The sequence below is a fragment of the Aerococcus sp. HMSC23C02 genome, assembly GCF_001806805.1.
In the GTDB taxonomy this organism is placed as follows: Bacteria; Bacillota; Bacilli; order Lactobacillales; family Aerococcaceae; genus Aerococcus; species Aerococcus sanguinicola.
Window position 1 is genome coordinate 450,318 of record NZ_KV786043.1, and the last position, 13,168, is coordinate 463,485.

The 13,168-nt window shown below is 39.7% G+C and carries 15 protein-coding genes; 9 read left to right on the top strand and 6 right to left on the bottom strand.

The window, feature by feature from the left end; all coding sequences use genetic code 11:
• Positions 1 to 39 precede the first annotated feature (39 nt).
• The 7 genes from HMPREF3090_RS03585 (at position 40) to HMPREF3090_RS03615 (ending at position 5,425) form a co-directional block, all read left to right on the top strand.
• A complete protein-coding gene (locus HMPREF3090_RS03585) occupies positions 40 to 510 on the top strand; it encodes a DUF6978 family protein (RefSeq protein ID WP_067971416.1) in 471 nt (156 codons plus the stop codon).
• Between the two features lie 17 nt (positions 511 to 527).
• The gene (locus tag HMPREF3090_RS03590; RefSeq protein ID WP_067971423.1) at positions 528 to 1,295 is read left to right on the top strand and encodes a DUF1828 domain-containing protein; all 768 of its coding nucleotides are present in this window, start codon (positions 528 to 530) and stop codon (positions 1,293 to 1,295) included.
• Positions 1,296 to 1,450: 155 nt separating this feature from the next.
• Positions 1,451 to 1,846: a hypothetical protein gene (locus HMPREF3090_RS03595; protein ID WP_067971426.1), complete on the top strand. Its 396-nt coding sequence runs from the start codon at positions 1,451 to 1,453 to the stop codon at positions 1,844 to 1,846.
• Between the two features lie 111 nt (positions 1,847 to 1,957).
• Positions 1,958 to 2,983: an Abi family protein gene (locus tag HMPREF3090_RS03600; protein ID WP_067971430.1), complete on the top strand. Its 1,026-nt coding sequence runs from the start codon at positions 1,958 to 1,960 to the stop codon at positions 2,981 to 2,983.
• A gap of 138 nt (positions 2,984 to 3,121) precedes the next feature.
• Positions 3,122 to 4,282, top strand: a complete 1,161-nt coding sequence (locus tag HMPREF3090_RS03605) for a site-specific integrase (protein ID WP_067971434.1) — start codon at positions 3,122 to 3,124, stop codon at positions 4,280 to 4,282.
• A 526-nt stretch (positions 4,283 to 4,808) separates the two neighbouring features.
• Positions 4,809 to 5,003, top strand: a complete 195-nt coding sequence (locus tag HMPREF3090_RS03610; protein ID WP_067971439.1) for a type II toxin-antitoxin system HicA family toxin — start codon at positions 4,809 to 4,811, stop codon at positions 5,001 to 5,003.
• A 20-nt stretch (positions 5,004 to 5,023) separates the two neighbouring features.
• Complete coding sequence (locus HMPREF3090_RS03615; RefSeq protein WP_067971441.1) at positions 5,024 to 5,425, top strand: type II toxin-antitoxin system HicB family antitoxin; 402 nt, start codon at positions 5,024 to 5,026, stop codon at positions 5,423 to 5,425.
• A gap of 151 nt (positions 5,426 to 5,576) precedes the next feature.
• On the opposite strand, the gene HMPREF3090_RS09830 is transcribed toward HMPREF3090_RS03615, so the two are convergent.
• Complete coding sequence (locus HMPREF3090_RS09830) at positions 5,577 to 5,717, bottom strand: hypothetical protein (protein WP_158444705.1); 141 nt, start codon at positions 5,715 to 5,717, stop codon at positions 5,577 to 5,579.
• 344 nt (positions 5,718 to 6,061) lie between these two features.
• On the opposite strand from HMPREF3090_RS09830, the gene HMPREF3090_RS03620 reads away from it, so the two are divergent.
• A complete protein-coding gene (locus HMPREF3090_RS03620; protein WP_067971445.1) occupies positions 6,062 to 6,439 on the top strand; it encodes a type II toxin-antitoxin system HicB family antitoxin in 378 nt (125 codons plus the stop codon).
• Positions 6,440 to 6,756: 317 nt separating this feature from the next.
• On the opposite strand, the gene HMPREF3090_RS03625 is transcribed toward HMPREF3090_RS03620, so the two are convergent.
• From HMPREF3090_RS03625 to HMPREF3090_RS03640, 4 genes are all read right to left on the bottom strand, one after another.
• A complete protein-coding gene (locus HMPREF3090_RS03625) occupies positions 6,757 to 7,002 on the bottom strand; it encodes a type II toxin-antitoxin system HicB family antitoxin (protein WP_067971447.1) in 246 nt (81 codons plus the stop codon).
• Between the two features lie 195 nt (positions 7,003 to 7,197).
• Complete coding sequence (locus HMPREF3090_RS03630; protein ID WP_067971449.1) at positions 7,198 to 7,956, bottom strand: aminotransferase class IV; 759 nt, start codon at positions 7,954 to 7,956, stop codon at positions 7,198 to 7,200.
• Positions 7,953 to 9,329 carry an aminodeoxychorismate synthase component I gene (gene pabB / locus HMPREF3090_RS03635; protein ID WP_067971454.1) on the bottom strand — a complete coding sequence of 459 codons (1,377 nt, stop codon included), beginning with the start codon at positions 9,327 to 9,329 and terminating at the stop codon, positions 7,953 to 7,955. The genes HMPREF3090_RS03630 and pabB overlap by 4 nt, the downstream gene beginning before the upstream one ends.
• Positions 9,330 to 9,332: 3 nt before the next feature.
• A complete protein-coding gene (locus HMPREF3090_RS03640) occupies positions 9,333 to 9,911 on the bottom strand; it encodes an anthranilate synthase component II (RefSeq protein ID WP_210382184.1) in 579 nt (192 codons plus the stop codon).
• Between the two features lie 337 nt (positions 9,912 to 10,248).
• Here HMPREF3090_RS03640 and HMPREF3090_RS03645 point away from each other — a divergent pair, with 337 nt between their 5' ends.
• Positions 10,249 to 11,343 carry a glycerol dehydrogenase gene (locus HMPREF3090_RS03645; protein ID WP_067971457.1) on the top strand — a complete coding sequence of 365 codons (1,095 nt, stop codon included), beginning with the start codon at positions 10,249 to 10,251 and terminating at the stop codon, positions 11,341 to 11,343.
• Between the two features lie 168 nt (positions 11,344 to 11,511).
• Here the strand turns inward: HMPREF3090_RS03645 and HMPREF3090_RS03650 are convergent, their stop codons facing one another.
• Positions 11,512 to 13,107, bottom strand: coding sequence for an IS1634 family transposase (locus HMPREF3090_RS03650; protein WP_067971459.1), 1,596 nt, complete (start codon positions 13,105 to 13,107; stop codon positions 11,512 to 11,514).
• Positions 13,108 to 13,168 lie beyond the last annotated feature (61 nt).

Consider the following 13,168-nt stretch of genomic DNA (forward strand, 5'->3'; position numbering starts at 1 on the left):
GATATACGCTTAACAAATAATAAAAAAGGGGATATTGTTTTGAAACAATTACAAATTAATGATCAAGATGCGCAAAGACTTATAAAAATGCTAAAAAATATTTTTGATGATCATAATATAGATTTAAGTGTGCAGCCTGAGGGCGTTATTAAAATTGAAGGAAGCGGAGATATTAGCTTTATTTTAGATTATAAGTACGCAGCCTCAAAAACTTCATTTAATTTCAGAGAAACAAAATATAACTATACCTTATTAAGGATTAATTTGAATGATAACTTCCATAAAAATGCTGATGGGACAAGAGTTTCTGGTCCTCGAATTAATGTTTTTTCTGAAAAAGAATTCGAAGATAAAGGAGATAATCATACTCATTATAAAGCTTATCCTCTTCCTTATGATACTATTCCTAAAAGTAATGACTTCTATGAAGTGTTAATAGAGCTATTAAAATATACTAATACTAATAATAGTGATAAAATAAGCTTCCAACAAAGTATAATATCAATATAACGAAAGAGGTGTTAAATATGAATGTTGAGGACATAAAGAAAGATTATCTTAATTATATAAAAGAAAACACAAATGTTAATCTTCATAAAGATGAAGTTTATTCAGTTGATACACCTTTTATAGATAGCTTTGGTGATGGTATAAGTTTTTCTATTAAATTTGATGGAAAGCTATATAAAATTACCGATGATGGTTTTGCTTCCTGGGAACTTGATCTTGCCGGAATTAATTTAAACAAAAAAAGTAAAAGGAAAGAACTATTCACTAATTCAATTGATTTCCATGGATTCAATTTAAGTGATAATAAAGAAATTTATCGAAAAGTATCTCAAAAAGAAATTGGACAAGCAATACATGATATGACTCAATTACTAATAAACATATATGATTTAACTTATTTAAGTAGAAATAATGTCGCTTCACAGTTCTATCAAGATGTTGATGCATACTTCTCGCATAATGATTCTTATGCTGTTTTCCCCGATTTTAACATTACTGGCAAATCACAATTAAATCACCGCTTTAACTATGTATTCCTTCAAAAAGGAATTAATAAATTAGCTAAAGTTCATACTCGAGTCGACAAGCAACAAGTAAACAGTATACTAACCAGTTGGCTTGATACCACAGCTGTAAGAAAAAATAATGAAAAACTTTACGTTATCCTTAGTAACGAAGGCTATCATGATATCACTGATGAAAATTTAATTGCTCTAGAATCTTACGAAATAAGTATCTTAAATTTTGATAATAAAGATTCTCTAATAAACAATTTAGGTGCTTAGCAACAAAAAAAGCCCCCTCTCCTCACTAGGAAGCATCGAGCGAAAGGTATGTTATAAACGATAATTTTTACTAATAGGTAGCACCCAATTAAATAATTTGAAGGGAACAATAATATTTGAATTATTGGATGAGTCGTTCTATAGGAGGGAACATAATGGATATTAAAGTTGCTGCGTTTCCAGATGAGACTAAAGTTATATCTAATGTCGGAAAAAGAAAAATACCAGACTTAAAAGTTGGAGATAAAGTAGAAGTCTATGAACCTCAAATAAAAATTAAAGATCCAGATACTGATGAAACCATTGATTGCTATGGCTCTACTAAAGAAAAATTGGTCATTACTAACTTATACGATAATTATTTCGTCGCAAGAAAGAAGAAAGTAACCACCGATTCCCCTTTTAATTTCAATGCTATTACACCTCTGCTAGGAACGGTAACAACGTCGTATGAGCCTATTAAAATCGATCAAACAGATACTCTAGTCCCTTCACCAGAATCGGAATATATTAAAATTGGTGATCATATGCGAATATATTATGATGACTAACAAATTTATTGACAATCAACTTAATCAACAGTATGATAAGAGTAACTTAAATAGCTGCGGATGCGGCCAGGAAATTTCCCTCTTATCTTACGCGATAGGAGGGATTTTCTTATGTCTTATGATAGGCCCTTTTTGAGTTATGAGGAACAGTTGCAGCGACTTAAAGATAAAAATGTGATAATAACTAATGATGAATTTGTGCTAAAGTCATTAAGAACACATTCCTATTACACCCTATTGAATGGTTATAAAGATTTGTTTGATATGCATTTTGACCAAAATAAAGGAATGGAAGTATTTACTTATGGAATAGATTTCAACCAACTGCATTATTTATATGTATTGGATACAAATTTAAACACTATTTTATTCAAATATATTTTACAAATCGAGCGTTCACTAAAAACCAAAGTTGCTCATCTAGTTGCTGAGCACTATGGCGTTCATCAAGATAATTACTTAAATTACCGTAACTATAGCTCTCATAATGGTTTAGATAGATTGAATGAAATGAGAAATCTTCAAAAACAATTAAATAGACGAAATAGAAATGCTTCTGTAGACCACTATAGAAATAATCACAATCATATACCACCTTGGATCGCTGTGAATGTCTTCTATTTTGGGAGTGTTATTAATTGGTACAAAATATTAAATTCAGATTTAAAAATAGAAATTGCTAATGAATTCTTAGATTACTTTGATGAGCTAACAATTGATGATAGATTAACCTTACTTAGCGATTCTTTATCACTTATTCAATCATATAGAAATAATATGGCCCATGGCAATCGTACCTTCGAAACCTCTATTCAGACCGAGCTGCCAAAAAATGAAATATTAAAAATTTTACCTTCAGATACATTATCTGAAACAGAGTTTTTGCAAAATTTGGGAAAGAAAGATCTTTTCGCGGTAATGCTATGTATTATTTTTTTGATTGAAGATGAATATATTGTAAATAACTTCTTACAAGATATTACGAACTTATTAGAAACATTGACCAAAGATGGTGAAACACAAGAGCATATTATTTCAAATAAAGGTAATATTTTCTCCACATTAAAAATCCCCGACAATATAAGAGAACGTCTAATATCACTAATTGTAAAAAAATACAATATTCTCTACGTATAAAGTAAAAAAAGCCCCACTCTCCTCACTGGGCAAGTTGAGGGAGAGCAGGGCTAACCAGAAATAAAGATCCCACACATTAGGTGGTTCTTATGTGTTTATATTACCTCAAACTTTGCTGGCTGGCAAGTGGAGGTTATCATGAACATTTATAAGTATACACTAAAAAACGGCCAAGAAAAATATGGTATAAAAGAATACCTAGGGCTTGATGAGTTAACTGGAAAACAGGTTAACTACTTTAAGAAGGGATTTGATAGTGAAGAAGAAGCGAAATTAGCTTATCAACGAGCCAATGTTCAGTTTGAAGATGGCCAGTATAAAGTAAAAACAGGTTCCTACACGTTTGAAGAAGTCTATCATATGTGGTTAGACTACTACAAGATGACTGTACAAAGCAGCACTTTAAAACGAACCAAGCAAATTTTTAGAGATCATTTGTTACCTATCCTAGGCAAACAGAAGATTAATAAAATCCATCATGTTACCTTGCAAAAACTAGTCAACAATCTATCACAAAAAGTTGATAGCTACCAAAAGATTTTTGGATATGCTAAGCGTATTTTCACATGGGCCTTTAAAAAAGGAATTATCCATGAGAATACAGCAGAAAAGGTAGATGTCCCCACTAAATTAGCAAGTTTTGATGATGAGGACAGCTACGTCTTTTACACAAAGACTGAGTTGCAACAAGTGCTAAACACTTTAGAAAAATATGCTCCCAAGAAGTGGTACGCCTTCTTTCGTACCCTTGCCTATACAGGTATGAGAAGAGGCGAAATTATGGCCCTTAAATGGGAAGACATTAACTTCAATCAGCGAACCATCAATATCTATAAATCCATCGCCGTTGGAGATGGAAACAAACGCTATATAGCTCCCCCGAAAACCAAACATGGTAAACGAAAAATAGCGATTGATGATATCACTTTACACGCTCTAAAGCGTTGGAGAACTGAACAAGCTCAAATATTATTGGAGAATGGACTAGCGCTTAATGACCAATGGTTTATCTTCAGCAAGCAAGATGAGAATGAGCCAATTAGTCTATCGAAACCATGGACGTTTTATGATAAGTTTTGCAAGCGTCACGGCTTACGTTTCATTAAGATTCACGGTTTCCGACATACTCATTGTACCTTACTTTTTGATGCTGGGGTACCCTTACAGGATGTTCGAGACAGACTAGGCCATTCATCCATTAAGATTACTGTAGACATTTATAACCATGTGACAGACCAACAGAGAGACAAAACATTGAACTCTTTTGTTGAATTTATGGACCAACCATCAAATCTATAACTTTTCTATAACTATACTAAAATAAGCTTGATAAATGTTGATTTGACAATAAAAAGCCTCAAAAAAAGTGAACCCCTCTGGGCGTATAATTTTTAAGTCAAATTTTGATAGCTAAGATTTAGTAACTTTCCAATGCTTGTGGCATTGGGATTTTTATTTTAAAACAAATTTACGATATAAATTATGCTAGTGAGCATCCGTTACGCTTTTGAATTTGCTCCTTGAATTAAGGTCCCCTACCTATTTTGCTAGTTATGACGCAAAATATGGGGCAATATTTTTATCTACCCCCACCGCTAAATTAGTAAGTTAGCACCTAGTAAAGTAGGTGCTTTTTATTTTGCCTTCTAAGCCGTTTTAGATAAAAAAAACATTACCTAATTATCTTATCTTAGGCGCTTAGCATCGACGCTGGTATATAATTTTGCGGAATAAAACGCAAACTATGCGCAGAAGTTAAGATGAATTAAAACATTTGTCTTAATGCGCATTAAGGCGTATAATCTATTATCGAAAGGAGCTAGCTATGTCAGAAAGAGATGTGAAAGAACTCCTAAAACTTCTAAAAAAGCACGACTTTACAGAAGTTAGAGTCAAAGGAGACCACCACCGCTACGAAGATGGAAAAGGCCACAAAGTCACCGTTCCTTATACATCCAAGAAAGATACTATCCCTAAAAAAACATATAGGTCAATCTTAAAACAAATGGGCCTAAAATAGCCCCTAAAGGAGGATTAAAAATGTCACTTGCAAACTATGTTATCTATCCTGCCGTCTTTACCCCAGACGAAGACAACCCTAATATTCTAAATGTGGAGTTTCCTGATGTACCTGGTGCTTTGACTTACGGAAACGGCCTTAAAGAAGCCATGTTTAACGCCTCTGAAGCACTATCCCTCATGCTCTATGACGAAGTTGAAAAGCCCCAACCCTCACCTCTTTCAGATATTCAGCAACAGTTTCCTGATGATCAAGTACTCTATGTAGGCGTTGACTTAGACCAAGCAGCTAAAGATATTACAACACCTACTGTTAAGAAGAATACTACTATCCCTGCATGGCTGAATGCCGAAGCCACTAAACAGGGTATCAACTTCTCACAAACACTAACTGAAGCACTCAAGGAAAAACTAGGTATCTAACGCTCGAAAGCCCACGATGTGCTGGGCTTTTTTTGAGCTTCAAAGGCTATAATCCTTTCTTTCGCACGGTCCAGTTCTCTTTTTTACCCCCTAACTAGAAGTTCACTTTTAAGCTGTGCAGACCAGCTAACTTGATGATGCTTGATGCTAGTTAGCGGATGGGCTCAAAATTTTTAGAAATTATTCGCCATTCTTTTTCTGCTTCAATTGCCTCTTGAGGTGCATCTTCAGATAGATAATAATTTTTACCATTCTTTCGACTAAAGTCTAACGTTGAAATTTCTTCACCCATTTTTTCTGCATCTTCTCAGTTTATCTTTAATTTCTAAATGTAATCAGCTCAAAAAGCTTTACTTTTACCTATTTCATATGTATATTGTGCATATGTATATAGAATTTAAAAATGCCGATTACACCTAAGAATCTAGTAAAAATGCTTAAGAAGAATAGTTTTCAAGAGGTGTGACAACGTGGAAGTCATAAGCTTATGTATAACAGAACAAGCAATCGAACAACTGTAATCCCTATGCATAGCTATTGATGATTCGTTTTACAAAGAGATATTAAAGCAAGCAGGTCTTAAATACCCTGCAAGTTTAAGGCTTTTGCTAACTTCACAGAAAGGATTGAATTCTTATGTTAGTTTATCCAGCAACTTTCGAACAAGATGAAAAATATATACTTGTTAAATTCCCAGATATCCCGGAAGCCATGACTCAAGGTGAGGGTATTAGCCAAGCTTATGAGATGGCAGAAGAAGTTTTAGGAACTGCTCTTGAAGACTACACAGACTATCCTAAAGCAAGCTCTTTAAAAGAGATTAGAGACCAATTTCCGGACAAAGACGCTGCTCTAATTGGAATTGATTTAGCTGCTTTCCGGCGCAAATACCACTCTAAAACAATTAGAAAAAGCGTTACTGTTCCAGAATGGCTTAACGACCTAGCTAAGGCTGAACAAATCAACTTCTCACAGACGCTGACTGAAGCACTCAAGGAAAAACTAGGTGTCTAACGCACGAAAGCTCACTATTTGCTGGGCTTTTTTTGAGCTTCAAAGGCTTCAATCCTTTCTTTCTCACGATCCAGTTCTGTTGATTGGCCCTAAATTAGAAGTTCACTTCTAATCTATGCCGTCCAATTTACTTAATGATGCCTCTTCCTCGTAAAGGACCACTTTTAGGAATCATAGTTATCGTATCAAATTGTTCAGATTCAGTATCTTTTCTTCCCGTTATATGATCAGCATGACCTTCAATGGCGTCACCCTTATTAGATATTACGCGAATATCCTGCATAGGCATCCATTAATTAACCACAGCTCTCCAAAAATTAGTCCAAGTTTCCTTCAAGCAAAACCATTCTAGCCTCTTCACTACCATGCACTCTACTAGCTACCGGGAAATCTTTACCTTGTTTAGCGTAAACAACCAAGATACCTTCCAACAGGTCTTTAGCATTAGCCACTGCTTCATCAAATGTTTCGCCATCTGTAAAACAAGATTCAAAATCAGGGAATTCAGCATAGTACACGTTATCTTCTTCCCTAATCAAGCAAGGATAAATCAGTTTTTTCATCACTTAACCTTCCCTTCGAACGAAGTCTTTGGATTAACTATATTATAGCTAGCTTAGCTTGATCGTCCAAGCAAAGACTTAGGATCAGGAATTTTGAGCCTTCTAGCTTTCTCCCTAATTAAAATAAAAAGGTCCTAGAGCATTGGACTCTAGGGCCTTTGTGCTATTCACGGAACTTTTCACCCTTCCACAAACTTAGTAAACTCTATTATTCTGACGATAGTGCGCCTCGATCTGTCGCTTAACTTCTTCCCTGTAAGCCCCCATCAGCTTGCGCGTATGCGGACCAAGTGGGTAAGTCACTTGATCCACTTGTCGAACAGGCATAATCCCCATCAAGGCGTTGGTCAGAAAGACCTCATCGGCTTGGTAGAGGGTCTTTAAGGGAATTGCTTCTTCTCTGACTTCAAACTGGTCCAGTAAATAGGCGCGGACGGTGCCAGGTAGTAGGCCCGAACTCTGCTTGGGGGTATAGATCTCACCTGCTCTCACAATGAAGAGATTGGAAGTAGCCCCTTCACAGACCAGGCCATCAGAATTACAGAAGAGGGCTTCCTGATAGCCTTTAGCTCGGGCTTCTTTTAAGCAGATGATATTGTCCCCATATTGGAAGGTTTTATGATAGGTGAAGGGCGAGCTCGGATTGCGCCGAACCTCACTTAACAGGCAAGAGACTCCTTCCTGGTATTGGCTAGATGTATAGGGATTTTGCCGATGGGAGTAGACAGTATTTTTTTCGGAGACCGCAATCTTTAGGGCCTGGTGGTCTAAAGGATGGGTCTTGAGGTAATCCAAGATGTCGTCTATAGATAGCGAGATCTCTAAGCCCAGAAAATCAGCCCCTGCCTTCAAACGATCCAGGTGGCGGTCCAAAAAGAGGGGACAGCCTGCTTCGACTGCAATCGTTTCAAAGACGCCCATCCCGTAATAAAAACCATTATCTAAGTGAATCATTCGTCTTCCCCCTTTTCCTCTGAGCGTTTTTGGAAGCTTTGGACCAAGGCTTGCCCTTTCAATACGGTCTCCTCGTACTCGGCTTGGGGGTCGGACTCACAAGTGATGCCGCCACCGAGCCCCACTTCATAGCTGCCGGACTGGTGGACCAGGCTGCGGATGATGATGTTGAGCTTCATGTCCTGGTTTGGGCTAATATAACCCAGACAGCCGGTGTAGATGCCACGGGCGGAAGCTTCCAAGTCATCGATAATCTCCATGGTCCGCTGCTTGGGTGTCCCAGTGATCGAACCACCAGGGAAAGTGGCTTCTAAAATTCGCATTAAGTCTGTCTCAGCCGCTAGTTCGCCGACGACTGTTGATACTAGGTGGTAGACCGTGGCATAGGCTTCAACTTCAAAGAGCCCCTTGACCTTAACGCTTCCTGGTTGGCAGATCCGATTGAGGTCGTTGCGCTCTAAGTCGGTCACCATCAAGAGTTCGGACCGCTCCTTGTCTGCTTCCTGCAGAGCCTTTCGGTAGCCTTGGTCGACCTGGTCATCTCCCGTCCGCGGACAGGTCCCCTTGATGGGCCGGGTGGTGATTTGTCCATTTGCCACTTCGAGGAAGAGTTCCGGCGAAGAAGAGAGGAGCTGAAAGTCGCCAAAGTTAAAGTAAGCCGCATATGGAGCTGGGTTAAGCTGGCGTAATCTCAAGTAATACCTTAAGGGATCTTGCTTGGCAAGCAGCCAGATTCGCCGACTGAGATTAGTCACATAAGTATCCCCTGCTTCAATATAGTCAATGATTTCTTGAACATTCTTCATATAGTCTTCAGCTGAACAGTCCGCGATGACCTGGTCAATGCCCGCCCCCTCTGGAAGAATGGAGGCCTGTTTCCTGATAGTTTCAAAACGCCTCTCCCAGTCGGCAAAAAAAGACAAGCTCTCCTGGTCCTCATGCAGGCTGATTAAGGTCAAGCGGCCCTTGCTATGGTCCTCAACTAGGTAAGTCTCATAGAAAGTCCACACCGCATCAGGATAGCTTAATTCCTTCTCCTGCTGGCTAGCTAGGCCCTGCAAGCAGCAGCCAAAATCATAGGAGAAGTAGCCGAGGGCAGGATTGACTAAGGGCAGACCAGCAATCGTAAGCTTGTCCTGGGTGTCCAAACAGGCTTGAAACTCAGTAAGAAAGTCACCTGCTAGGGCTTGGTCATTCCGGTAAACTTGGCCTGCAACATCTTTTAAGACCAGTTTAGGCTCCAAGGCTAAGACTGAATACATCCCTTCCTGGTCTCGGCTTGAAGAATCCAGGAAGGCACAGGGTCCCTGGTCGGCTAAGTAGGCAAAAATCTGGTGCAAGTCAGGAGAGTCTTGATAATGTTTGTATTTCATAGTTTAACTCCTCCAAGCTTTGGCTAATTGAATAAAGCGAGCGAGAATCTCATGGCCATAGTCGGTTAAGACGGCCTCGGGATGGAACTGGACACCGTAGATACAAGCGTCAGGCTTGGCTAGGGCCATCAAACAACCGTCCTCAGTCCAGGCCTCTGCCTTGAGCTCTTCTGGCAAAGAAGATGGATCGACGCAGAGGGAGTGATAGCGGGTGACCTGAAAAGCCTGGGGCAAGCCCTCAAACAAACCTCGGTCCTCATGCCTTAAGCTATGGAGCTTGCCGTGTTGGGGACGAGGCGCGCGAACCACCTGGGCCCCGCTAGCATAGGCAATCACCTGGTGACCGAGACAAATCCCTAAGATAGGCAGTTTGCCCTGGGCTAGCTGGAAGAGGTCAAGTGAAGCTGTCGCATCTTCAGGACGTTTGGGGCCAGGAGAGATGATGAGGCCTTCATAAGCCGTTAGATCAAGAGCAACTCTCCTCTCTTCCAAGTCAGCGGCAGATAGGACTTCCAAGTCAGCGCCCAATTCCCTAAAGTAGGCGGCTAGGTTGTAAACAAAGGAATCGTAATTATCAATCATCAAAAACATGACGTCTCTCATTTCTATTGATTGGCGATGGTTGGCTGTGACTAAGAAATAATTATCAGAAAACATCCCCTGGTCAAATCCTAAAAAGACGCTCAGCTTTGGTCAGAGATAACAAGTCATCCTATCTGTGATTAAGCTGAGCGTCCTTTTCCCATCGCTTTTTATTTTTAATCATTATAGCATGCTAGGCGTATGGTAACCATTTCCTTTCGATTTATCTATTATTGGTCCCATTATGAAATCTTCTAGTCTTTTCCCTTCATCATTTCCACGAAAAATGTTAAAATAAGTATGTGAAATAATTAACATATAACAAGGAGGATTTCATATGAATCGAGTATTTGCGAGCCCATCTCGTTACGTTCAAGGAAAAGGTGCCCTGAAATCAGGAATTGACTACATTAAAGCCTTAACTAAGCGTCCTCTCCTACTCTGCGATGATACAGTTTGGGAAATTGTCGGGGAATCATTCCATCACTTCCTCAATGACCAAGGTTTGGAGGTGGAGCATGTGGCCTTCAACGGCGAAGCCTCAGTCAACGAAATTGACCGTGTCTCAGAAATCGTCACAGAAAAAGCCTGCGACGCTGTGATTGGCCTCGGAGGGGGTAAAACTATCGATTCAGCCAAGGCGATTGGAGATAACTCAAACATTGCTGTTATCGTCGTCCCTACCCTAGCTTCTAGCGATGCGCCAACCTCTGCTCTTTCAGTTATTTACAGTGATGAGGGGGTCTTTGAAGGCTACCGCTTCTATGATAAGAACCCTGACCTCGTCTTAGTAGATAGCAGCGTTGTCGTCCAAGCTCCTGCTCGCCTCTTTGCGGCCGGAATCGGCGATGCCATGGCGACCTGTGTGGAAGGTTTATCTGTTATTAAAGCCCAAGGTAAGACCATGGCAGGCGGAAAAGCTAGCTTAGCGGGCCAGGCCATCGCCGAAAAATGCCAGGAAACGCTCTTTGAATACGGTGAACTTGCCCTAGCTGCCGTTAAGGAACAGCGCGTCACCCCAGCTGTGGAAGCCGTTATTGAAGCCAACACTTTGCTCAGTGGCTTAGGCTTTGAGAGTTGTGGTTTAGCAGCTGCCCATGCGATCCATAATGGCTTTACTGCTCTCAGCGGTGATATCCACCACATGCAACACGGCGAAAAAGTCGTCTATGGCACCCTCACCCAACTCTTCCTTGAAAAGGCAGACAAGGCCATCATCGACCGCTTCATCCACTTCTACCAAGCAGTCGGTCTTCCGACCACACTTGCCGAACTCAAACTTGACCAAACATCCTATGAAGACCTGGTTAAAGTCGGTGAACTCGCCCTCCAAGACGGCGAAACCATCCATGAAATGGTCGGCGATTTCAGTCCAGAAGATATCGCAGATGCCCTCCTTGCCGTGGATGCCTATGTCAATAGTTTAAAATAAAACAATCGATTGCTCATTCAGCCTCTTACTTGCCGGTAAGGGGCTTTTTCATCGTCTGAATGAAAGTCTACCGTTCAAAAAAGACTGGTCCCAAAAAGACCAGTCTACAATTTCTCTAATATCAATCAGGATAAATCCTAAATTCCCCCAAAATTATACAACAGCTTATTACTCACAGATACTTCGAATGAAACCTTCTGCCTCTATGTCAAACAGCTCTAAAATATCTTTTTGTTTCCGATTTAAGCAATTAGCTCTCACTTGACCATCGCTTCTTTCAATGCGATAAATCTTATCTAGCTCTATCACTAAAGATTTAAAGGTTCTTACTGGAAGAAGTTCGCATGTTTGAAACATACGATAAATGTGCGCGAGTATAATTTCGGCAATAAAGCCAATGAAAAACTTAGCTTCAGTCGATTGCTGATGATGGGTCTTCAGTCGATAGAATTCCAGTTGATTCTTCATACTATCGTAGTGACTTTCAACTACGTCCCGACGCCGATACATCTTCAAAGCCTCTTCAGCGTCTAAGTCAGCCACATTAGTTAGTAATCCAAATAGACCACAGAGTTTAAAGGCTTCATTCACAGATTCTTCTTTGCGCTCATAACCGGTGATATATTTTTCATCACTGACCTTTACCTCAAAGTAAGGGTCTTTTTTCTTGCGCATCTTTTTGTGAACTTGCGCTTGAAGCGTCTCTTCTCTCTGGTTTAGTTCACTATCTAAACTCACAATATCTACCCCTCGTTTATCCATATCTAGGTAGATACTTCCTGTCAGTTCCCAGTCATTAATCGTAAGAGGGCCTTGAGTACCAAAACAATGAAGGTCCCCCATGTAATGAGCGAATTGCTCAACCTCTTGACCATATTCTAGTAACCAACTTCGATATAGTTTCTGCGACTGTGGAAACGCCATTAAAAAGGGAATGTCATGAGCCATCATGAAGTTAATGTTATCTGAAGTCAGAAAGCCTTTATCCATCACGATAGTTACAAGCTTAACTTCTAATTTTTCGGCTAACTGAATCATATCGACAAGGTGCGTCTTGTCAGGAATGTTCCCATCATAAAGTTCGTAAAATATAGGTAATTGCGCACTTTGAGAATAAAAGACACCAACGTTCACCTGCGGAAGATTCTCATGGTCTCGATTATATCCTCTTCCTGCTAATTCGATATCCTGACCATAAGTCGAAATACTGGTCACATCATAGGCCACATAGTCTCCTTCTCGAACGGTAGCTTGACGCCATAAGTCAAAAAAGCTCCAACGTTTACCTTTCTCAATGAGAGCGTAAAGCTTCCCTAGCTTTTTCTCTGATGGTGAACATAGATGAGGGTTGTAATGGGTTTCGTAGTAGTCATCCAGATACGTCATGGTGTTTCCTTGCGCCAACATATAGTAGGCTAGGCTTAAAATTTCTTCTCCCGCATCTTCAAAAACTTGACAGAGTATGCTATCCAGTGATAAATGTTTACTTAACTCTCTAAGGAAGCAAGTGAAGCCTGCTCGTTTGAAGGAGCTTTCTTCTGGTTCTGATGGTTGAGAACTAGTAAATAATTCAAAATAATTTTGATTAGGGAAGAATGTCGTTGGGTCTTCTTCATTGAGTTTACCAATAGCCACATCTTTATGGGTCCGCGTTCCGTTTTTGGTGACATAGTAGGATTGAACGTAATACACATATCGATAATTACCACTTTTTTTGATGGATACCCGTTTTTCTGGAAGGGGAATGGCAGATTTTTTCTTCATAGTTGAACACCTTCTTGTTGTTTATATTATACAACGAGAGAGAAAAACAATAGGATAAAGA

What these genes read in the sequence shown, in the direction of transcription:
- HMPREF3090_RS03590 (WP_067971423.1), top strand. Translation starts at nt 528, where the DNA reads ATGAATGTTGAGGACATAAAGAAAGATTATCTTAATTATATAAAAGAA.
- HMPREF3090_RS03595 (WP_067971426.1), top strand. Translation starts at nt 1,451, where the DNA reads ATGGATATTAAAGTTGCTGCGTTTCCAGATGAGACTAAAGTTATATCT.
- HMPREF3090_RS03600 (WP_067971430.1), top strand. Translation starts at nt 1,958, where the DNA reads ATGTCTTATGATAGGCCCTTTTTGAGTTATGAGGAACAGTTGCAGCGA.
- HMPREF3090_RS03605 (WP_067971434.1), top strand. Translation starts at nt 3,122, where the DNA reads ATGAACATTTATAAGTATACACTAAAAAACGGCCAAGAAAAATATGGT.
- HMPREF3090_RS03610 (WP_067971439.1), top strand. Translation starts at nt 4,809, where the DNA reads ATGTCAGAAAGAGATGTGAAAGAACTCCTAAAACTTCTAAAAAAGCAC.
- HMPREF3090_RS03615 (WP_067971441.1), top strand. Translation starts at nt 5,024, where the DNA reads ATGTCACTTGCAAACTATGTTATCTATCCTGCCGTCTTTACCCCAGAC.
- HMPREF3090_RS09830 (WP_158444705.1), bottom strand. Translation starts at nt 5,717, where the DNA reads ATGGGTGAAGAAATTTCAACGTTAGACTTTAGTCGAAAGAATGGTAAA.
- HMPREF3090_RS03620 (WP_067971445.1), top strand. Translation starts at nt 6,062, where the DNA reads ATGTTAGTTTATCCAGCAACTTTCGAACAAGATGAAAAATATATACTT.
- HMPREF3090_RS03625 (WP_067971447.1), bottom strand. Translation starts at nt 7,002, where the DNA reads ATGAAAAAACTGATTTATCCTTGCTTGATTAGGGAAGAAGATAACGTG.
- HMPREF3090_RS03630 (WP_067971449.1), bottom strand. Translation starts at nt 7,956, where the DNA reads ATGATTCACTTAGATAATGGTTTTTATTACGGGATGGGCGTCTTTGAA.
- pabB (WP_067971454.1), bottom strand. Translation starts at nt 9,329, where the DNA reads ATGAAATACAAACATTATCAAGACTCTCCTGACTTGCACCAGATTTTT.
- HMPREF3090_RS03640 (WP_210382184.1), bottom strand. Translation starts at nt 9,911, where the DNA reads ATGATTGATAATTACGATTCCTTTGTTTACAACCTAGCCGCCTACTTT.
- HMPREF3090_RS03645 (WP_067971457.1), top strand. Translation starts at nt 10,249, where the DNA reads ATGAATCGAGTATTTGCGAGCCCATCTCGTTACGTTCAAGGAAAAGGT.
- HMPREF3090_RS03650 (WP_067971459.1), bottom strand. Translation starts at nt 13,107, where the DNA reads ATGAAGAAAAAATCTGCCATTCCCCTTCCAGAAAAACGGGTATCCATC.